General features: G+C 44.9%; 18 protein-coding genes and 1 pseudogene. 4 read left to right on the forward strand and 15 right to left on the reverse strand.

Annotated features, from left to right (window positions below):
• Positions 1-9: 9 nt before the first annotated feature.
• The 12 genes and pseudogenes from QUE24_RS07615 to def form a co-directional block, all read right to left on the reverse strand.
• Positions 10-1,287, reverse strand: coding sequence for a dihydroorotase (locus QUE24_RS07615; RefSeq protein WP_286305998.1), 1,278 nt, complete (start codon positions 1,285-1,287; stop codon positions 10-12).
• Positions 1,284-2,257 (reverse strand): annotated as a pseudogene (locus QUE24_RS07620) (aspartate carbamoyltransferase catalytic subunit). Before QUE24_RS07620 ends, QUE24_RS07615 begins: the two are co-directional and overlap by 4 nt.
• Positions 2,254-2,778: a bifunctional pyr operon transcriptional regulator/uracil phosphoribosyltransferase PyrR gene (gene pyrR, locus QUE24_RS07625; protein WP_286306084.1), complete on the reverse strand. Its 525-nt coding sequence runs from the start codon at positions 2,776-2,778 to the stop codon at positions 2,254-2,256. Before pyrR ends, QUE24_RS07620 begins: the two are co-directional and overlap by 4 nt.
• Complete coding sequence (gene ruvX, locus QUE24_RS07630) at positions 2,775-3,194, reverse strand: Holliday junction resolvase RuvX (protein WP_349675869.1); 420 nt, start codon at positions 3,192-3,194, stop codon at positions 2,775-2,777. Before ruvX ends, pyrR begins: the two co-directional genes overlap by 4 nt.
• Complete coding sequence (locus QUE24_RS07635; protein ID WP_286305999.1) at positions 3,191-3,751, reverse strand: YqgE/AlgH family protein; 561 nt, start codon at positions 3,749-3,751, stop codon at positions 3,191-3,193. The genes ruvX and QUE24_RS07635 overlap by 4 nt, the downstream gene beginning before the upstream one ends.
• 7 nt (positions 3,752-3,758) lie before the next feature.
• Positions 3,759-5,141, reverse strand: coding sequence for a Trk system potassium transporter TrkA (gene trkA, locus QUE24_RS07640; protein ID WP_286306000.1), 1,383 nt, complete (start codon positions 5,139-5,141; stop codon positions 3,759-3,761).
• Between the two features lie 9 nt (positions 5,142-5,150).
• Positions 5,151-6,425 carry a sigma-54-dependent transcriptional regulator gene (locus QUE24_RS07645; protein ID WP_286306001.1) on the reverse strand — a complete coding sequence of 425 codons (1,275 nt, stop codon included), beginning with the start codon at positions 6,423-6,425 and terminating at the stop codon, positions 5,151-5,153.
• Positions 6,422-8,587, reverse strand: coding sequence for a sensor histidine kinase (locus QUE24_RS07650; RefSeq protein ID WP_286306002.1), 2,166 nt, complete (start codon positions 8,585-8,587; stop codon positions 6,422-6,424). The genes QUE24_RS07645 and QUE24_RS07650 overlap by 4 nt, the downstream gene beginning before the upstream one ends.
• Positions 8,578-9,153: a DUF4390 domain-containing protein gene (locus tag QUE24_RS07655; protein WP_286306003.1), complete on the reverse strand. Its 576-nt coding sequence runs from the start codon at positions 9,151-9,153 to the stop codon at positions 8,578-8,580. The genes QUE24_RS07650 and QUE24_RS07655 overlap by 10 nt, the downstream gene beginning before the upstream one ends.
• Positions 9,131-10,444, reverse strand: a complete 1,314-nt coding sequence (gene rsmB / locus QUE24_RS07660) for a 16S rRNA (cytosine(967)-C(5))-methyltransferase RsmB (protein ID WP_286306004.1) — start codon at positions 10,442-10,444, stop codon at positions 9,131-9,133. Before rsmB ends, QUE24_RS07655 begins: the two co-directional genes overlap by 23 nt.
• Positions 10,437-11,366, reverse strand: a complete 930-nt coding sequence (gene fmt, locus QUE24_RS07665) for a methionyl-tRNA formyltransferase (protein WP_286306005.1) — start codon at positions 11,364-11,366, stop codon at positions 10,437-10,439. Before fmt ends, rsmB begins: the two co-directional genes overlap by 8 nt.
• Positions 11,367-11,375: 9 nt before the next feature.
• On the reverse strand, positions 11,376-11,879 hold the full coding sequence (gene def, locus QUE24_RS07670; RefSeq protein ID WP_286306006.1) for a peptide deformylase: 504 nt from the start codon (positions 11,877-11,879) through the stop codon (positions 11,376-11,378).
• 395 nt (positions 11,880-12,274) lie between these two features.
• Here def and QUE24_RS07675 point away from each other — a divergent pair, with 395 nt between their 5' ends.
• The 4 genes from QUE24_RS07675 to topA all read left to right on the forward strand — a co-directional run bounded on the left by QUE24_RS07675 (position 12,275) and on the right by topA (position 17,289).
• Positions 12,275-13,306 (forward strand): LysM peptidoglycan-binding domain-containing protein, encoded by a 1,032-nt coding sequence (locus QUE24_RS07675; protein ID WP_286306007.1) that lies wholly within the window; start codon positions 12,275-12,277, stop codon positions 13,304-13,306.
• Between the two features lie 18 nt (positions 13,307-13,324).
• A complete protein-coding gene (gene dprA, locus QUE24_RS07680) occupies positions 13,325-14,428 on the forward strand; it encodes a DNA-processing protein DprA (protein WP_286306008.1) in 1,104 nt (367 codons plus the stop codon).
• Positions 14,429-14,452: 24 nt separating this feature from the next.
• Entirely contained in the window at positions 14,453-14,920 is a 468-nt protein-coding gene (locus tag QUE24_RS07685) for a Smg family protein (protein ID WP_286306009.1), read from the forward strand.
• Positions 14,921-15,006: 86 nt separating this feature from the next.
• Positions 15,007-17,289, forward strand: coding sequence for a type I DNA topoisomerase (gene topA / locus QUE24_RS07690; RefSeq protein ID WP_286306010.1), 2,283 nt, complete (start codon positions 15,007-15,009; stop codon positions 17,287-17,289).
• 24 nt (positions 17,290-17,313) lie between these two features.
• On the opposite strand, the gene QUE24_RS07695 is transcribed toward topA, so the two are convergent.
• Genes QUE24_RS07695 through QUE24_RS07705 form a run of 3 tightly spaced genes read right to left on the reverse strand, consistent with a single transcriptional unit; the run spans position 17,314 to position 19,292 of the window.
• Positions 17,314-17,829, reverse strand: a complete 516-nt coding sequence (locus tag QUE24_RS07695) for a hypothetical protein (RefSeq protein WP_286306011.1) — start codon at positions 17,827-17,829, stop codon at positions 17,314-17,316.
• A 10-nt stretch (positions 17,830-17,839) separates the two neighbouring features.
• Positions 17,840-18,151 carry an Rdx family protein gene (locus QUE24_RS07700; protein ID WP_286306012.1) on the reverse strand — a complete coding sequence of 104 codons (312 nt, stop codon included), beginning with the start codon at positions 18,149-18,151 and terminating at the stop codon, positions 17,840-17,842.
• 1 nt (position 18,152) lies between these two features.
• Positions 18,153-19,292, reverse strand: a complete 1,140-nt coding sequence (locus tag QUE24_RS07705) for a 5-(carboxyamino)imidazole ribonucleotide synthase (protein WP_286306086.1) — start codon at positions 19,290-19,292, stop codon at positions 18,153-18,155.
• Positions 19,293-19,334 lie beyond the last annotated feature (42 nt).

Consider the following 19,334-nt stretch of genomic DNA (forward strand, 5'->3'; position numbering starts at 1 on the left):
TCCTTAAACTTAATCTCGTTCATGAACTAAGCGGCCATGGAATAATGTATGGCTGACCTGATGGTTAAACAACCAGCCTTCAAAGGGACTGTTTTTGCCAGCACTGACGAAGTTCAGTGGTCGGCACTCATATTCCGAATCAGGATCTATCAGACAAATATCAGCCACTGCACCCACTTTGATCTGGCCTGAGTCGATGCCCAGAATATCTGCCGGGTTACAGGTTAAAGCGGCCAGCGCGGTGTGCAAATTGACCTCGTCATCTTCTACCAGTTTCATTGTTAATGGTAATAAGGTTTCAAGACCAGAAATACCGGGTTTGGTTTCAGCAAAAGGACCGAGTTTATCGTCGATATCAAGTGGCTGATGATGTGATGAGATTGCTGAAATAACGCCATCGCGAACACCTTGTTGTAACTGCTCGCGATCACGGATACTACGAAAAGGCGGTAGGACATGGCTTAACGCATCATAGTTACCTAAATCATGCTCAGATAAATGTAGGTGATGGGCACTGACATCCGCGGTCACCGGTAAGCCACGATTTTGTGCTTCCCGAATCAATTTGACCGCTTTACCCGTCGATAAATTATGGAAGTGAGCGCGTACTCCGGTTTGTTCAATCAGGATGAGATCACGACTTAGGGCAACCGTTTCAGCACTTTCGGCAATGCCGCCTAATCCAAGCCTGGAACTCACTGCGCCTTCATGTACACATCCCTGACTTTGCAGCCAAGGATCTGAAGCCGTAATAAAGACGGTCATATCTAAGGTGGCAGCATAAGCCATGGCTCTTTGTAAGATGACGCTATTTTTTATCGGTGATAGGCCATTACTGATGCCAACACAGCCAGCCGCTTTTAGTCTGGCCATTTCGGCAAGTAATTCATTCCCCAGGTTTTGCGTCATGGCACCCATTGTCAGAACCATGCTGCGGCCAGACTTTTTCGCCCGATCCTCAATGAGTTCGACTACGGTCGGGTTATCAATAACAGGTGCGGTATCAGGTGGTACACAGATAGTCGTCACGCCACCAGCGGCGGCGGCCTTGGTCTCTGTCAGGATTGTCGCTGTATGTTCCTGACCTGGCTCACGCACTCGGACACTCAGATCAACCAGGCCGGGGCTAACGATTAAACCTGTTGCATCAATTGTTTTATCAGCTTCAAAACCTTCTGGTTGTTCACCAATAGCAACAATCTTTCCGTGACTTATGTAGAGATCTTGTCGCGCATCAAACTGACTGGCTGGATCAATGACACGCCCATTTTTTATACGAATTTTCATGCTGGCAGCTCATTTTGTTCTGATTGTGCACCCATCGCCATAGACATAACGGCCATCCTGACGGCAATACCGTGAGTCACTTGTTCTAGTATGACCGATTGCGGCCCATCAGCTACGGAGGAAGCAATTTCAACTCCGCGATTGATAGGCCCAGGGTGCATCACAATGGCATCAGGTTTAGCGAGTTTGAGCTTATCGTCAGTCAGCCCAAAACAGTGGAAATACTCTCTGGCACTGGGAATGAGTGCACCTTGCATGCGCTCAAGCTGTAGACGCAACATGATAATGACATCAACGCCTTCTAAACCGGCCTCCATGTCATGATAGACATGGACACCCAAGGTCTGGCAATCAGCAGGCAGTAAGGTTTTGGGTCCAATTACCCGAATCTCGCCAACACCTAATGTCGCTAACGCTTGAATTTGTGAGCGAGCCACCCTTGAATGCAATATGTCCCCAACGATAGCTACCCGCAGATCTGGGAAGCTTTTTTGTGGCGACGAATGGTAAACATATCAAGCATGGCCTGTGTGGGATGGGCATGACAACCATCACCGGCATTGATGACGCTGACATGAGGTGACACATGCTGTGCAATAAATTCAGCCGCGCCACTTTGGTTGTGTCTGACCACAAACATATCAGTGTGCATCGACTCAAGGTTATGCAGCGTATCCAGCAAACTCTCACCTTTCGACGTTGCAGAGGTGCTGATATTGAAGTTCATGACATCCGCTGACAGGCGTTTGGCCGCGAGCTCAAAGGTTGAGCGAGTACGAGTACTGTTTTCAAAGAACAGGTTAACGATGGTTTTACCACGCAGAATAGGGACTTTCTTTACCTGACGATTAGTAATGCCTGAAAACTGCTCTGCACGGTCCATAATTTCCGTCAGTAATGGCTTTTTCAGCCCTTCAATCGTGAGAAAATGGCGAAGTTGACCGCTTTCCGTCAATTGGTTGTTATTCATTCGGCCTTGCCTTTATTTCGATACTCCAACTGTAATCCTGCATTGTTGGTCAGCTTAATATGTTGTCCTTTGGCGACTTCTACCATTTTGCCAATGATATCGGCTTGTATGGGGAGTTCACGTCCATTTCGATCAACTAATACCACCAGCGTGACACTGGCTGGACGCCCATAGTCAAAAATTTCATTCAGCGCTGCACGAGTTGTTCGTCCACTGTGCAGTACATCATCCACCAAAATCAGATGACGACCATCGACACTGAAAGGTAGATCAGACGGGGTCACTTGAGGATGCATACCTATGCGGGTGAAATCATCCCGGTAATAAGCAATATTGAGTGTGCCTAGTGGGGCATCAAAAAAATCATCACCCAAAATATCCTGTAAGGCTTTGGCTACCCAAACCCCTCCAGTATGGATACCGACGAGTAAGGGTTGCTTATCAGCGAGTTTCTCGCGAATATCTGCAGCCATATCATTGAGCAGATTCTGAACTTGAGTTTGAGTCAGTGCGATGGTCATTGTTGGTTCAGCCATGATTGAAGTATGAGTTGTGCAGATAACTGATCGACGTCACTGCGTTGACGAGAGTCCATTTTACTGCGGATTCCCATTTGGTCTAGTGCTTCGTATGTTGTCAGTCGTTCATCTTGCCATTCCACAGGGATATTAAAGCGACCATTGAGACGATTTCCAAACCGTTTCGCTGCTGCAGTCATTTCCTGTTCAGTGCCGTCCATATTCAGTGGAAGGCCGACGATAAGCAAATCGGGTTGCCATTCTTTTAGCAGTTTTTCAATGTGTGACCAGTCTGGAATACCATCACGAGCTTTAATCGCGGTCAATGGATTCGCAGTGGCGGTTAACTCCTGTCCCACAGCAATGCCGATGTTCTTCATGCCAAAATCAAAGCCCAGCAGGGTTCTGGCCACACTCATGAGTGACCTGCGATGTTAGACATCAGATTCATATCAACACCAATCGATTTGGCTGCCGCATGCCAGCGTTGATCTGCGGGCGTATCAAATAATAAGGTATGGCTGGCAGGAACGGTGAGCCAGCTGTTTTCCATTATTTCTTCTTCTAACTGACCCTCTGACCAGCCGGAATAGCCTAAGGTCACCAACGCATTGCTAGGTCCCTCATCGGTGCCAAGGGCTTCAAGAATATCAGTAGAGGTCGTTAAGATAATATCGTCAGTCAGCTGCAAACTTGATTTCCAGGGAGATTGGGCTTGATCGTGAATGACCATGCCTTGACCTTTTTGCACAGGTCCACCAAATAACACGGGCGTATTTTTAATGCTTTCAGAAGGATTTTCAATATGCAGATGAGATAGGAGCTCTTCTAACATGACACGAGTAGGTCGGTTGATAATCAGACCCATCGCGCCATTTTTATCATGTTCGCAAATGTAAATGACCGAACGGTAAAAAAATGAGTCGGCCAAGTTAGGCATGGCGATCAGAAAATGATTTTGTAATGAAGACTCCATAGCACTCCTAAAAGAAGGTAAAGCCAACCTGGAATAAACGTTCGACCTCTTTTATGTAGCGTTTATTCACTAAAAATAAAATAACGTGGTCTTCGGATTCAATCAGTGTGTCGTCTTTAGCAATAATCACTTCTTCACCCCGAACAATCGCTCCGATGGTGGTACCCGGTGGTAAGTCGATTTCATCAATGCGTCGACCAACCACAACAGAAGAACTGCTATCACCATGCGCAATAGCTTCCAGTGCTTCGGCAGCACCGCGACGTAAAGAGTGAACAGCGACAATATCACCACGCCGAATGTGGGCCAAAAGACTGCCGATGGTGGCCTGCTGTGGCGATAAAGCAATGTCTATGCTGCCGCTTTCTACCAAATCAACATAAGCCGCGCGATTAATCAGCGATAAAACCTTACTGGCGCCGAGTCGTTTTGCCAGCATAGCGGAAAGAATATTTGCCTCATCGTCATTGGTTAACGCACAGAATAGGTCGACTTTATCGATCTCTTCTTCCAGCAATAGTTCTTCGTTAGCAACATCACCTAACAGCACAATACTGTTACTCAGCTCTTCAGAGAGAAACTCTGCACGATCCGGGTTAGCCTCGATCAATTTGATTTGATAATCATTTTCTAAGGCCTTAGCCAGGCGAGCACCGATGTTACCTCCACCTGCCAGCATAATACGTTTGTAAGGTTTTTCCAGACGACGCAATTCACCCATGACTGCACGAATATCTTTAGTTGCAGCAATAAAAAAGACTTCATCGTCTGCCTGAATCGTTGTATCGCCTGTCGGTGTGATGGGGTGACCATCACGGAAGATAGCAGCAACCCGGGTTTCAGTTTTGGGAATATGTTTGCGTAAGTCTCGTAGAGGGTGTCCAACTAAAAGGCCACCGTGAAATGCTTTTACGGCCACAAGCTGTACTTTGCCTTCAGCAAAATCCAAGACCTGCAACGCATTCGGGTGGCTGATAAGCCGCTGAATATATTCCGTCACAATTTGTTCCGGGCTGATCAGCATGTCTATGGCAATGGCTTGTGGGTTTTCTTTATCAAATAACTGCGGCGTGGAGAGGTAACCGGTGGAGCGAATCCTAGCAATCTTTGTTGGCGTATTGTAGAGCGTGTGACAAATCTGACAGGCCACCATATTGGTCTCATCACTATTAGTCACCGCCAGAATCAAGTCTGCATCTTCAGCGCCAGCACGAGCCAGAACATCGGGGTGTGAGGCTTGCCCTTGTATGGTACGGATATCGTAATGGTCCTGCAGCTTGAGCAAGTTGGTGCTGTCTGTGTCGACAAGCGTCACATCATCATCTTCTCGCGCTAGCGTTGCCGCAACAGAGGCGCCGACTTGTCCGGCTCCGAGGATCAGAATCTTCATGGTCGGTTCCTAAATCTGTTTGGTATCAATACCGAGAGAGCGAAGCTTTCGATAAAGATGGGTTCTTTCCATACCCGCCAATTTGGCGGCTTTACCGACATTACCATCGGTTTCCTGTAATTTTTGCAGCAAGTAAATACGTTCAAACTGTTCTCTGGCCTCGCGAAGTGGCAAGTCAAAATTGATAGTTTCATCGCCGTTTTCAATGGCTTCTGCTTCCGAGGCAAGTGCCATGTCGACATCGGCGACATCAATATCTTCACCATTGCCCAAGACAAGCAAGCGTTGAATCACATTTTTGAGTTCAAGAACGTTCCCTGACCAGTCGTGATTTCTAAGGCGGTTTTGCGCTGCCACGGTAAAACGTCGATATGGCAGGCCAGATCGTGTTGTCTGTGTATCCACAAAATGGTGTACCAACTCAGGGATATCTTCAATATGATCACGTAAAGGTGGAACTACCAATGTGATGCTGTTGAGCTGATACAGGAGACTTTCCAGAAAATCACCATTATCAACCGCTTTCTGCAAGGAATATTGTGTTGCACAGATGAGTTGACAGTGTTCAAGTTTATTACTTTCAAGAAGGTGTAATAATAGTGCCTGTGCTTCATCACTCAACAATGCCAAATCATTGATAAACAGACAGTTGTTTTTAGCCAGCGTGACAGCCTTGAGACTATCTAAAGGAAAACTTTCAGGGCTGACTTCAATAAACTTACCCCCTGCGTATTGTCCCAGGCTGTGTAGGTAATGAGAGAAACAATGTTTACCTGTGCCTGGTTCGCCCACCAGAAGAATAGGCATTTCATGTTTAGCAACCCGTTCAACCTGTTCTCGTAATAGTTTGATTTGATGGCTTTTGCCAACCGGTGCTTGTGCTAATTCCCGTTGAATAATCGCTTGTTTTTCTCGATTTTCCAGTGCCTGTTCGACGCCTCGAAGTAACTTAGCGGTAGATAGCGGTTTCTCGATAAAATCACTTGCGCCTAAACGGGTTGCCTCCACAGCTGTTTCGATGGTGCCATGACCTGACATCATCACAATCGTGACACTTTTATTTTGTTGTTTGAACTCTTTCAGCAAACTGATGCCATCAATATCTGGCATCCAGATATCCAGCAGGATTAGGTCTGGTTGTTCTTCACTAAAGACTTGCTGTGCTTCTTGCCCATCAGCGGCTATTCTGACGTGATAGTTTTCGTCTTCCAGAATGTCTTTGATGAGCTCGCGGATATCCGGTTCATCATCTACAACAAGAATCAGTGGTTTATCGTTACTCACGACGGTGACTCCTCCAATGGCAATCTTATAATTATACTCGTTCCCTCTGGGTCCAGATTTTCTGCCCAGACATCACCACCATGTTCTTCAATCATTTTTTTAACGATGGCTAAACCCAGGCCCGTACCTTTATGTTTAGTTGTGGCGTAAGGTTCAAATAATTTATCAATGATAGAAACAGGAATGCCTGGACCGTAATCCCGAACAGAAATTTCAAGCCAACGGCGTTGTTGGTGAGTAAGTGGATGGTAACTGATAACGATATCAACGGGAAGTTGAGCATCTTCACAAGCCTCAATCGCATTTTTCAGTAGATTATGCATGACCTGTCGGAAACGGTTGACATCAATTTCAACAGCGACATTTTCAGGGCTGTTCAAGAGGGTAAATTGGTGATTTGGATTGCTCTGATACATGGTCAGCACTTCCCGAATCAGCTGACCAATGTCATATGACTGGAGTTGAAGCGCAGGTGTTCGGGCATACTCTGAAAATTCATTCACCATCTCTTTCATTGCTTCGACTTGCTGAATAATGGTGTTGGTCAGTTTATCCACAGTTTCGAGCTGATTTTCCGGCACAATGGCATTGTATTTACGTTGTAGGCGTTCTGCAGAGAGCTGAATCGGTGTTAATGGATTCTTGATTTCATGAGCCAGCCGGCGCGCGACTTCGCCCCAAGCCGCATTACGCTGGGCTTGTAGCAGAGTAGTGATGTCTTCAAAGACAATCACCCAGCCACTGTTATTGGGTAACTCGGTACCATGACAAATCAATGTTTGGTTACCGTTTTGTTTTTGCAGTTCTACTTGTTGCTCCCAGGCGATGCCTTTGACAGCACAACGTTCAATCATTTCACAGAAGGTTTTCATGTTTTTATTAATTTCTGCGAGCTTGGATAACGGGCTTTCCAGACGTTGCTGTAACTTCACCCCTAGAATTTTACTGCTGGCGTTATTGGCGGTGTGTAGATAGAGGCGTTTATCCACAGTCACCACACCGCTGGATAAGCTACCTAGAACAGTGGTGAGGTAACTGGTTTGTTGTTCGAGTAAACGGTGACTTCGTTGTGAGGCGTTACGGGCATGGGTCAGACGTTGAGTCATCTGGTTAAATGAGCGTACCAGAAAGCCTATTTCGTCATGGCCTGAGGCGGTCAGTTGCATATTATAGTTACCAGATGCCACTGCTTGGGTGCCTTCAGCCAATTCTTGCAAAGGCTCGACAATACGGCGGGATATCCAGATAGCAAACCAGATTGATACCAGAATGGTTAAAAATACGATTAAGCTTAACGTGAGGGTGAAGACACTGATTAATGGTTTTCTCAGGTAGCTTAATTCTTTGTAATCCGCATAAGCATCTTGCACGGTTTTTCCCAAATCACTGAGATGATCGTTGATGGGAAACAGCACATTGAGAATCCGCTCTTCAGCCAAGACCGATTTTTGTGGAATCCTAACAGCAGCGCGTAATTGAAGTTTATCGTTCTCGGATGGATCCATGCCAATATAGTCTTCACCCTGAAGCAGCTGATGCATGATGGTATCGTTTGGTCTGTTTGGTACCATAATGGTTGGGCTTTCAATACTGGAAGCAATCGGTTGACCATCTCTGGCCCAGATGCTGAGCTCCAGTGCGCCACTTAACTGCGTTAAATCTCGTAGGCTATGTGATAGCTCATTATCGGGCAGTTCACTTAATACCCCGGCCATCATCCGAGTTTGGCGTAACAGGGTGCGCATCCGTATACCAAAAGCCGTTCGACTTAATTCAAGCGAGTCATTGAGCGCTTGCTCTACCTTGACATCAAACCAGCTGTTAATGCCGCGATGCAGAAAGTGAATCGAGAAGCTATAAACAATCGATGTCGCGACTAAAATTAGCAGAACAAATAAGCTGACTAGCCTCACTGTCAGGCGTGAGCCTGCTTCATGCTTTTTAAAGTCACGATATAAACGATAGAGGCTACGTGCCAAAATGCCCACAAGCAATAATAAGCAAGCGACACCAATACCAAAGATAACGAGAAATAGCTCATTAAGCCGTGAGCTGTCCTGAGTGGCTGCACTTAGCAGATAGGCAAGAACAAGCAATAAAAAAGCGAGTGAAAAGTAGGGAGCCGTACCTGAGCTTAATCGCTTAATGAGGCTTATAGCCATACTGCTTGAACCCATGGACTAGTTAATTGCCATTTGTCTGAGATCAATGCGCCTGGACGCATGGGGGTGGGTAAGGCATTGAGATCTAAGCCGCTACGTATTTCGAGCACAAGATTATCTGGCTCTTGTGTAAATTCTGGTGGTAGCGATAAGGCATTAATATCACCTAGCGCTTTTAAGGCACCACTCAAGCTAGGGAAGTTTTGCTGCTCATGGGTGTCGAGAGACTCCACAATATATTGTTCAGACAGAGCATGATAGCGCAGCTCGTAAGTCATCGTGCTTTCCCATAGCGTTGTTTCCCACTGCCAGAAACTCCCTAGCAAAGGGAATGCATCTATTAGCCGGAATTCCTGTAAGAAAGTAATGGGTACACCGTTTTGCAGTGCTTCAATCACTCGTGGTGTCAGTGGGTAACTGATTTGAGCGGTGAGTACATAGGCATTACCAATGGGATGAACTACAGGGTTGTTAACGCTAAAAACAGAGGCTGTGGCGGATGTTTGAATAAACAACCATAAGAAGAGTGATAGGAAAAGGCGTTTACTTACGACGTAGGCAGGCATAATAAAAACCGTCCATAACATCGTCACCAGGGAGTCTTTGGTAGCCAAAGGGTCTCGGTGTGGCTGGTGTTGGTGAGAGTCTAAGCTCTTCAGCTTCCGGATGTCGTTGTAGAAACGCTTCAATTTGCTGCTCATTTTCTTTTTTAAAGGCAGAGCAGGTAGTGTAAACCATTAAGCCATCAGGTTTTAGTAATGGCCATAAATTATCTAGCAAAATTTGCTGTTGACTGGCTAAGCTATCGATATCTTTGGGGTGGCGCAGCAGCTTAATGTCTGGATGTCGACGAATCACACCGCTACCGGTACATGGCGCATCAATAAGAATACGATCAAAAGCCTGTCCGTCCCACCACGCTGATGTGTCGGCTGCATCAGCTGCGATTAGGGTGGCATGTAATCCAAGTCTATCTGTATTTTGTTGGATCTGAAGTAAGCGATCAGCTGAGATATCAATGGCTGTGATGTCATTGTTAGGAGATGATTCGAGAATATGGCATGTTTTACCACCAGGTGCAGCGCAAGCGTCTAGCACACGTTGTCCTGGCTTGATATCCAATATCATTGTGGCTAGTTGAGCAGAACCATCTTGTACCGAAACCCACCCTTCCTCAAAGCCTGGGAGCTTATAAACATCACAAGGTTGGTCTAGTAATATCCCATTATCAGTAGCCTCTATGATTGAGGCTGTAATTTGCTGTGACGTTAACTGTTTTAAATATGCTTCACGTGAAACCTTCTGCTGGTTAACACGAAGCATCATTGGCGGCTGTTTATTGTTAGCCTCAATAATGTTTTGCCAGTTTTCTGGCCAGTCACTTTGATATAAATGGAGTAGCCAGTTTGGGTGAGCCTGACTTGCGGCTTCGTTTGCCAACAATTTTTGATCGATATGTTCTTGTTGCCTTAAGTAGTTTCTCAGGCAAGCATTTAATAAACCACCCGCCCAGACTTTTTTGAGTTTTTTACTGGCATCCACAGTCTCTGAAATAGCGGCATGGTCCGGTGTATTTAAAAACCGTAACTGCAAAATTCCGAGTATTAAAAGCTGCTCAATATCCTTATCTTTTGCTTTGAACGGTTTTTTTATGAGTTGATGGGCGATAAATTGCAGAGTGGGGTAATGCCGTAAACTGCTATAACAGAGTTGCTGGCAGAAGCTACGATCTTTTTCATCGACATGAGGCAGGTAGTGAGCTAAAGCTGTATTGAGTGAGCGCTGCTGCACAACCACTTCATTCAGTATAAGTGCAGCATTCGTTCGTGCACCTTTTAAGTGGTTGGGCTTAGCCAAAATGATCGCCTACTTCGATTGAATGTGCATTGAGAAAGTCTTGAACAGACATGGCGCGTTTCCCGGGCAGTTGTAGCTCAGTGATGCGTAGTGTTCCATCGCTGGTGGCAACATCAATACCGGCTTTTGATACATGGATGATTTGACCCGCTGCTTGTGCCGAGTGCTCTTTTATCCATTCTGCTCGCCATATACGAAAAACAGCATCATGCCAGAGTGTTTGAGCCACGGGCCAAGGATTAAAAGCGTTAATTTTGTGAAGAATATCTTGAGCGGTGGTGTGCCAATCTATATCCGCTTCTTTTTTATCCAGTTTAGCGGCATAGGTACTTAAAGCATCATCTTGTGATTGCGCATTTTTTTGTTGATCTTCGATATTGTCGAGAGACTCAACCAAGGTTTTTGCTCCCAATACAGCGAGGCGATCATGTAAGGTTTGAGCTGTGTCTTGTTCAGTAATCGGGCAACGTGCTTCAGCAAGAACAGGGCCGGTATCAAGACCGGCTTCCATTTGCATAATGCATACTCCTGATTCTTTATCACCAGCTAATATGGCTCTTTGAATAGGTGCGGCACCTCGCCAGCGAGGTAAGAGTGAAGCATGAACATTAATACAACCCAGTCTTGGGGTGTCCAACACGATTTGTGGCAATAAAAGTCCATAAGCGACAACAACCATTAAATCAGCTTGATAAGCAGCCAATATGTTTACGGCATCATCAGATTTAAAGTTAAGAGGCTGTTCAACAGGAATATCGTGTTCCTGTGCAACTTGTTTTACTGGACTGGCCGTCAGTTTACGACCCCGGCCCGCAGGACGATCGGGCTGAGTGTAAACAGCGCATATTTCATGCTCGGTATGAATCAGTGCTTTCAGTGTTTCTGCGGCGAAAGCCGGAGTACCGGCAAAAATAATGCGCATTCAGAATCCTTATAGTTTTTGTTTTTGATGTTTTTCTAGGCGTTTTTTTATACGTTGACGCTTTAGATTGCTCAGGTAGTCAACAAATAATTTTCCATCTAAATGATCGATTTCATGCTGAACACAGGTTGCCAGCAATCCCTCTGCGGCAAGCTCAAATTCCTCACCATGTCGATTTAATGCCCTGACTTTTATTGTGTCAGCACGAACAACAGTTTCATAAGCTTCAGGGACTGATAAGCAACCTTCCTCGTACTCCCGCTCGCCTTCTTTATCAAGGATTTCCGGGTTTATTAGAATCAGAGGGTCGGATTTATCTTCTGAAATATCGATCACAATCAGGCGCTTTTGCACATCCACTTGATTCGCTGCGAGTCCGATTCCTGGCGCATCATACATCGTTTCGAGCATATCGTCGGCAAGTTGGCGAATGTCGTCAGTCACTTTCTGGATGGGCTCGGCTTTTTTGCGCAACCTTGGATCAGGGAAATGAAGAATATTTAAAATGGCCATGAGTAATACCTATCAGGATGAGTTGCTGCATATACAAACCTTATATTGTAGTCTGCCAGCGACGTATTGAAAATATGACGCGATTACAATGCACATAACTTATGGCTCTGATTGTTCAGCATTCGTCTACACCCGAATACAGGTAAAGTCATAAGCGGCATTGATTAACGTTTTTTCAATACTTTTTTCTGTATTGTGTGCCTGATGCAACAGATAAAGTGGAAGACTAGTTTCTCGAGCAAGCCTGAGAATTGATGGTCAGAGTTTACTTGTCGCATAAAAATGATTAAGTTTGACGCTGGTAGCGATACTTGATTAGTTATAAGGCTTATAACACACTACTCAAATTGCCCATAACAGGATTGTGGCGAGATTAAGTCCATGAGGATGGTTCGATGATAAAGCACATTGCGATGAGTTTGTTTTTTCTTCTGCTGAGCACGCCTTTGCTGGCTAAGGAAGTGGAGCTTAATCCAGAACATCCCCAGCAATACACAGTTAAGAAAGGTGATACCTTGTGGGATATCTCAGGGATGTTTCTCAAGTACCCCTGGCATTGGCCTGAAATATGGCATGTTAACCCTCAAATCGAAAATCCACACCTGATTTACCCAGGGGATGAATTGTCTCTCAGTTATCGTAATGGCAAACCTGTTATTGAAGTCAATCGTGGTAAACGCAGTGTCAAGTTATCACCTGAAGTTCGTGAAACGATTCTGGATAAACCGATTATGACAATACCGTTGTCAGCGATTGGTCCTTTTTTATCTAAGCCAAGAGTGGTTGGGGAAGAGGCCTTAGATAACGCCCCTTATGTTGTAGCAAGTGCTGATGAACGTCTGATTTCAGGGGCCGGTGACTATGTTTACGTAAAAGGCATCGCTGATAGAGAAAGTGATACATACAGTCTTTTCCGTGGTGGTAAAGCCTACAAGGATCCTGATAATGGAGAAGTGTTGGGCTATGAAGCGATTTACTCAGGTGATGCTGAGCGCTTAACCAAGGAAGATCCTGCAAAAGTACGACTCACCTACACTAATAGAGAAATTCAGGTAGGCGATCGTTTGCTAGAAATTGAAGATCAGGATTTTGATCTGAATTTTATCCCACGTTCACCTGAAAAGCCTCTCAATGGTCGTATTATTTCTGTGTTTGATGGTGTTTCTCAGATAGGGCAGTACCAGATAGTGGTTTTGACGTTAGGTAAACGAGATGGTCTGGAAACGGGGCATGTGTTATCCGTTTATCAAGCAGGAGAAACGATCAAAGACTCCGTTTCTGCAGACAACAAAGATACCGTGACGTTACCCGATGAGCATGCTGGTGAAGCGATGGTATTCAAACTATATGACAAAGTCAGTTATGCCATCATTATGAAAGCAACAACGGCCATTCATTTATACGATCGAGTGAAAAGCGCGCCTTAAAAGGACTTATTCAGCGGAATGACAGCTAACAAGCAAAGTGAATTGGCTTGTTGGATTGCTTTACAACGAGTGCCAGGGATTGGCCCAGTAACATACCACAAGCTGTTGCAGCAGTATGGCAGTCCACAATACATACTAAATAACCCTAATCAGTTAAGCGGTTTCAATGAAAAACTGGTAGAGAACCTCCGTCATCCCGACTGGCAACAGGTTGAGCAAGACTTACTCTGGTTGGAGCAAGACGATCGCTATATTCTCACCATCGACGATGAACGTTATCCCGTTTTGCTTAAAGAAATTTCAGACCCGCCGCCATTACTCTACGTACAGGGGGAGGTTTCATTATTAAACGATTGGCAGTTGGCTATAGTCGGTAGCCGTAACCCTTCTGCTTCAGGCAGAAATACCGCCTATGACTTTGCTCATTATCTTGCTGATGGTGGTTTAGTCGTCACCAGTGGACTTGCGATGGGCATTGATGCCGCTGCACATAAAGGTGCGTTGAGTTGTGGGAAAACCATTGCCGTTGTTGCTACAGGGCTTGATCGTGTTTATCCAGCGAAACACAGACAGTTAGCTCATGATATTGTTAAAAATGGGGTTATCGTTTCAGAGTTTCCCTTGGGTACATCACCCAAACCAGAATTATTTCCCAGACGAAATCGAATTATAAGTGGCTTATCGCTGGGTACCTTAGTTGTGGAAGCTGCCTTAAAGAGTGGTTCTCTAATCACTGCCAGAATGGCGATGGAGCAATCACGTGAAGTCTTTGCCATTCCCGGCTCGATTCATAATCCTTTATCGAGAGGCTGCCACCAGTTAATTCGTGATGGTGCCAAACTAGTGGAAACAGCTCAGGATATTTTAGAAGAGTTGGGTGCGCTGGCCGGTCTTAAGCCACAAGTAATACAAACTGAAGAAGAAATAGAATCTACACATGAAAAGGATGGCGATTATCAAGTTCTGCTTAACCATCTTGGATATGACCCCATCGCTATTGATAGGTTGATAGAAAATACTGGATTGACGGCTGATGCGGTTTCATCCATGCTGTTATTACTAGAGCTAGAGGGTGAGGTCGAGTCATTACCCGGCGGCCGTTATGTTCGGACGGGTTCCTGAACCAGGCTTATTAAAGAGAGTCAAATGAAAGAAAATGTCATTGATGTGTTGTTATATCTGTTTGAAACCTACATCGATACGGAAGAGCGAAACAAACCTGACAATGAGATATTAGAGCTTGAGTTAGAGCAGGTTGGTTTTCAGGAATTAGAAATCCACAAAGCGCTAGAATGGCTAGATAACATGACCGTTGCATCGGATCAGCCGCTCAAAAGACATGCCACAATGCGTGTATTTTGTGATGTTGAACTAGAGCGCTTGGATGTGCACTGTCGTGGTTATTTACTGTTTCTGGAACAAGTCGGTGTTTTAGACGTCGAAACCCGTGAAATAGTGTTAGAACGAGTCATGGCACTGGATGCTGAAGAAATTGACCTTGATCAGCTTAAGTGGGTCGTGCTGATGGTGTTGTTTTATCAACCAGGAAGAGAAGTCGCTTTTGCCTGGATGGAAGACTTGGTCTTTGAAGACATAGAAGCCGTCGTTCACTAGACTAAAAATATTAGAATAAAAACTCCAACATCGCCCGTCACAAAGGGCTTTGCTTGTATGTGCGTAGGTTTTTGGTATCGGAGAAAATGGGAAAAAAACTAGTCATCGTTGAGTCGCCAGCCAAGGCGAAAACAATCAAAAAATACCTCGGTAAGGATGTAGAAGTATTAGCATCTTATGGGCATGTACGTGATTTATTGCCAAAAGAGGGGGCTGTCGACACCGCTAAAGATTTTGCGATGAAATATCAAGTCATTGATCGCAACAGTAAGCATGTCGATGCGATTGTAAAAGCGATGAAAAAAGCCGATGCCCTCTATCTCGCGACTGACCCTGATAGAGAAGGGGAAGCGATATCCTGGCACTTGTTCGAGTTGCTGAAAAAGCGTGGCGCGCTTAAAGACAAAGATACTCATCGCGTTGTTTTCCATGAAATTACTAAACAAGCTGTTAATGATGCGGTAGCTCATCCGCGTGAGTTATCCATGTCACTTGTTAATGCCCAGCAAGCAAGACGAGCACTTGACTACCTTGTCGGCTTTACTCTCTCCCCCTTGTTGTGGAAAAAGGTGCGACGTGGTCTATCTGCTGGACGCGTGCAAAGTCCAGCACTGAGAATGATCGTCGAGCGAGAGCTGGAGATTGAAGCATTCATTGCCAAGGAATACTGGAGTATCGAAGCGGATGCTGTCGCTGAAAAGAAAGATTTCCAGGCCAAGCTAACTTATTTTGAAGGTGAGAAACTCAGTCAGTTTAGTGTTACTGACGAAAAACAATCATCGAGCGTTGTAAAAAAATTAGAGAAAGCGGCAGAAGGCAAACTGCTGGTTTCGAATGTGGAGAAAAAACAACGTAAACGTAATCCGGCAGCCCCGTTTACAACCTCTACTCTTCAGCAGGAAGCGTCACGAAAAATTGGCTTTGGTGCCCAACGCACTATGAGCGTTGCCCAGCAACTTTATGAGGGTGTTGATACGGGTGAAGGCGCGGTTGGTTTAATCACCTATATGCGTACTGACTCCGTCACATTAGCTCAAGAAGCCTTAGACGAAATACGTGGATTCATTGCAGAAAAATATGGCCAGAAAATGGTGCCTGCAAAACCACAGGAATACAAAACCAAATCAAAAAATGCACAAGAAGCCCATGAGGCGATACGTCCGACTTCTGTGCTAAGAACACCAGAAGAAATGAAAGCGTATCTTTCAGCTGATCAGTTGAAGCTTTACACGCTGATCTGGCAGCGCACCATGGCAAGTCAAATGATTCATGCTACCTTGAATACGGTTGCTGTTGACCTTGCCTGTGGTAAGGGTAATACATTCCGAGCCAATGGGTCGACCGTAGTTAATCCCGGTTTCATGAGTGTCTATCTGGAAGATAAGGATGACGCTGCCAGTAGCGATAAAGATGAGAAGCTTTTGCCTGCAATGGAAGTGGGGCAGGTGGTTGAGTTAAAAGCCATCAGACCAGAGCAGCATTTTACAGAACCACCACCACGCTACAGTGAAGCCAGCCTGGTGAGAAGTCTTGAAGAACATGATATTGGTCGACCATCGACTTACGCCAGCATAATTTCTACTCTTGTGCAGCGTGAATATGTGGAAATAATCAATAAACGTTTTCATCCCACAGATGTTGGTCGTGTGGTAGGGAAATTCCTTGTTGATCATTTCACGAAATACGTTGATTACAATTTTACCGCTGAATTGGAAGATGAGCTTGATGCGGTAGCCAGAGGCGAGGAAGAGTGGATACCGTTGCTGAGGAAGTTCTGGGGACCATTCAAAGAACAAGTCGAAACGAAAGATAAAGAAGTTCAGCGTAGTGATGTAACACAAGAGCTTCTGGATGAAGACTGTCCAAAATGCGGTAAAAAGTTATCCAGCCGTCTTGGTCGCAGTGGCCGCTTTATTGGTTGTACTGGCTATCCTGAGTGTGATTACACACGAAATATCGATGGTGAAGAGACAAGCAATAATGAACCTGAGGTTGTTGAAGGCAGAAAATGTCCGAAGTGTGACTCTGATTTATGGATACGAACTGGTCGTTATGGAAAATTCATCGGTTGCTCCAGTTATCCTAAATGCAAACATATTGAGTCATTAGAGCGCCCAGTTAATACCGGTGTTGAATGTCCGCAATGTCACAAAGGCGAGATTCTGACGCGTAAGTCACGTCGAGGCAAAGTGTTCTATTCGTGTTCTGAGTACCCAGATTGCGATTATGCTTTGTGGAATGAGCCATTAAAAGAACCTTGTCCGAAGTGTAATTGGCCAATCTTAACGCTCAAGACAACCAAAAGCCGCGGCACAGAGAAAGTCTGCCCACAAAAAGACTGTGATTACTCAGAGAAAGTGGAAAGCTAGAGCCTGTTTTACTTAGGGCAGGCTTTATTTAAGTTGTTGTTGGATACTTAACGCCAGCTCTCTATCTTTTTTTGCTGCTTCTAAGGCGGATTGTTGGCGAACCTCATCGTCTTCAAGCAGCCCATTTTTCAAGTCAAGACCAATGTATATCAAATTTTCATAAATGGTGAATAAAGGGGCGCTTGGCTGACCATTTAAAAATGGCTCATTATGTTTAAAGTCCCGGCTGTATTTGTTTTTTAGAGAAATATATTCAGGTGTCCATGCGTGGTTGCGATACTGAATAAACTCAAAAGTATTCTTGTTCTGTTTCGCCTGTTGATAATGCTGGATTAGTTGATCCTGAATCTTGATGTAATTGCTGACCATTTCATTGGTATAGGCATTTATATTTTTTTGACTTAACTCCGTCAACTGGTGTCGTTTTGGCGTTTGAGGTGAAGGTGCATTAGTGTCATCACAGCCCATCAGCAACAGTGTAAACAACATCAATAAACTGATTTTTAAGATACGGTGCGGGCTTGTGAGATGAATACGCATTATGAATACCTTACCTTTCAGATTGAGCAGTTTTGTCGGATTTCTTCTCACTATGCCCCAGAGATTTGTCAGGGGCAATCACATCACGCACGAGTTGTTTCAACTCAGTAATGTCAGGGAACCGTCCCTCTTGCTTTCGAGACCAAAGTAGTTGTTCATTTGCGTGTACCTCAAAAAGGCCACCGGAAGCAGGAATTAAGCTTAATGATGTAATTTCATCATCAAAAGTCGTTAATAGCTCTTGAGCCATCCAGGTGGCTCTTAATAACCAGCGACATTGTGTGCAGTAGCTGATCGCAATATGATTATTCTGAGTAGCCAAGTTAATCTGCTTTTAAATTTTCAAAACATGTTTCAGCTTGTTGCATCGCTTGTTCAACTGTTTCAGCCAACACATTGAAGTGACCCATTTTACGGCCAGGACGTGCTTCTTGTTTCCCATACAGATGGAGTTTTATATTTGTCTCTGAGAGCAATGTTTCCCAGTGAGGCTGGCTGTGACCCCAGACATCACCCAATAAGTTCACCATGACAACAGGGCTGATTAAGTCACAATCCCCAGCTGGTAAGCCACACAACATACGAACTTGCTGTTCGAATTGTGACGTAGAGCAAGCATCAAGCGTGTAATGACCAGAGTTATGTGGACGAGGCGCAATTTCATTCGCGATGATTTCACCATCCTGACTCACAAAAAACTCTACTGCCATGGTGCCAACATACCCTAGACCTTTGGCGATATCATTAGCGATCTGAATCGCTTTTTGGGACTGCTCGGCACTAACGGATGTGGGAACGGTTGTCGTATGTAAGATGCCATTCACGTGGGCATTTTCAGCGACTGGAAAGTTAATAATTGTACCTGTCTGACTTCTTGCTAAAACAACAGAAATTTCTTTGTCTAAATCAATGCGTTGCTCTAAAACACATTCTTTCTCTGCTAATGTTTCAAAGCCTGCGTACACATCTTCAATAGTCTGACATGGGACTTGACCTTTACCGTCATAACCAAAGGTCGCGACTTTGAGAATCGCAGGAAACCCAATGACTTTCTCTGCTTCAGCAATATCTTGTTTGTTACGAATTGTGAAAAAAGGGGCCGTTTGTATACCTAGTGAGGCGATAAAATTTTTCTCAACATTACGGTTTTGTGTTGAGGCAAGCGCCTTCGAAGAAGGGTGGACTGTGGTTCTTTGTTCAAGAAAGGCTAATGTTTGCGCAGGAATATTTTCAAACTCTGTTGTGATGGCATCACAGAGTTTTGCCATATTTGCTAATGCCTCTTCATCATCATAAGCAGCGCAAATATGCTGATCTGCAATAATGCCAGCTGGGCTCTGAGGATCGGGATCGAGGACAATTACTTTATAGCCCATCACTTGTGCTGCTGAGGTAAACATGCGGCCGAGTTGTCCACCACCCAGCATACCTAAAGTTGAACCGGGTAATATCTGTGTATTCATCATGGACCTCATTAAATTTATGCTAATCGTAAAGTAAGTGAA

Origin of the sequence: Methylophaga marina, from assembly GCF_030296755.1 — a bacterium.
GTDB lineage: Bacteria > Pseudomonadota > Gammaproteobacteria > Nitrosococcales > Methylophagaceae > Methylophaga > Methylophaga marina.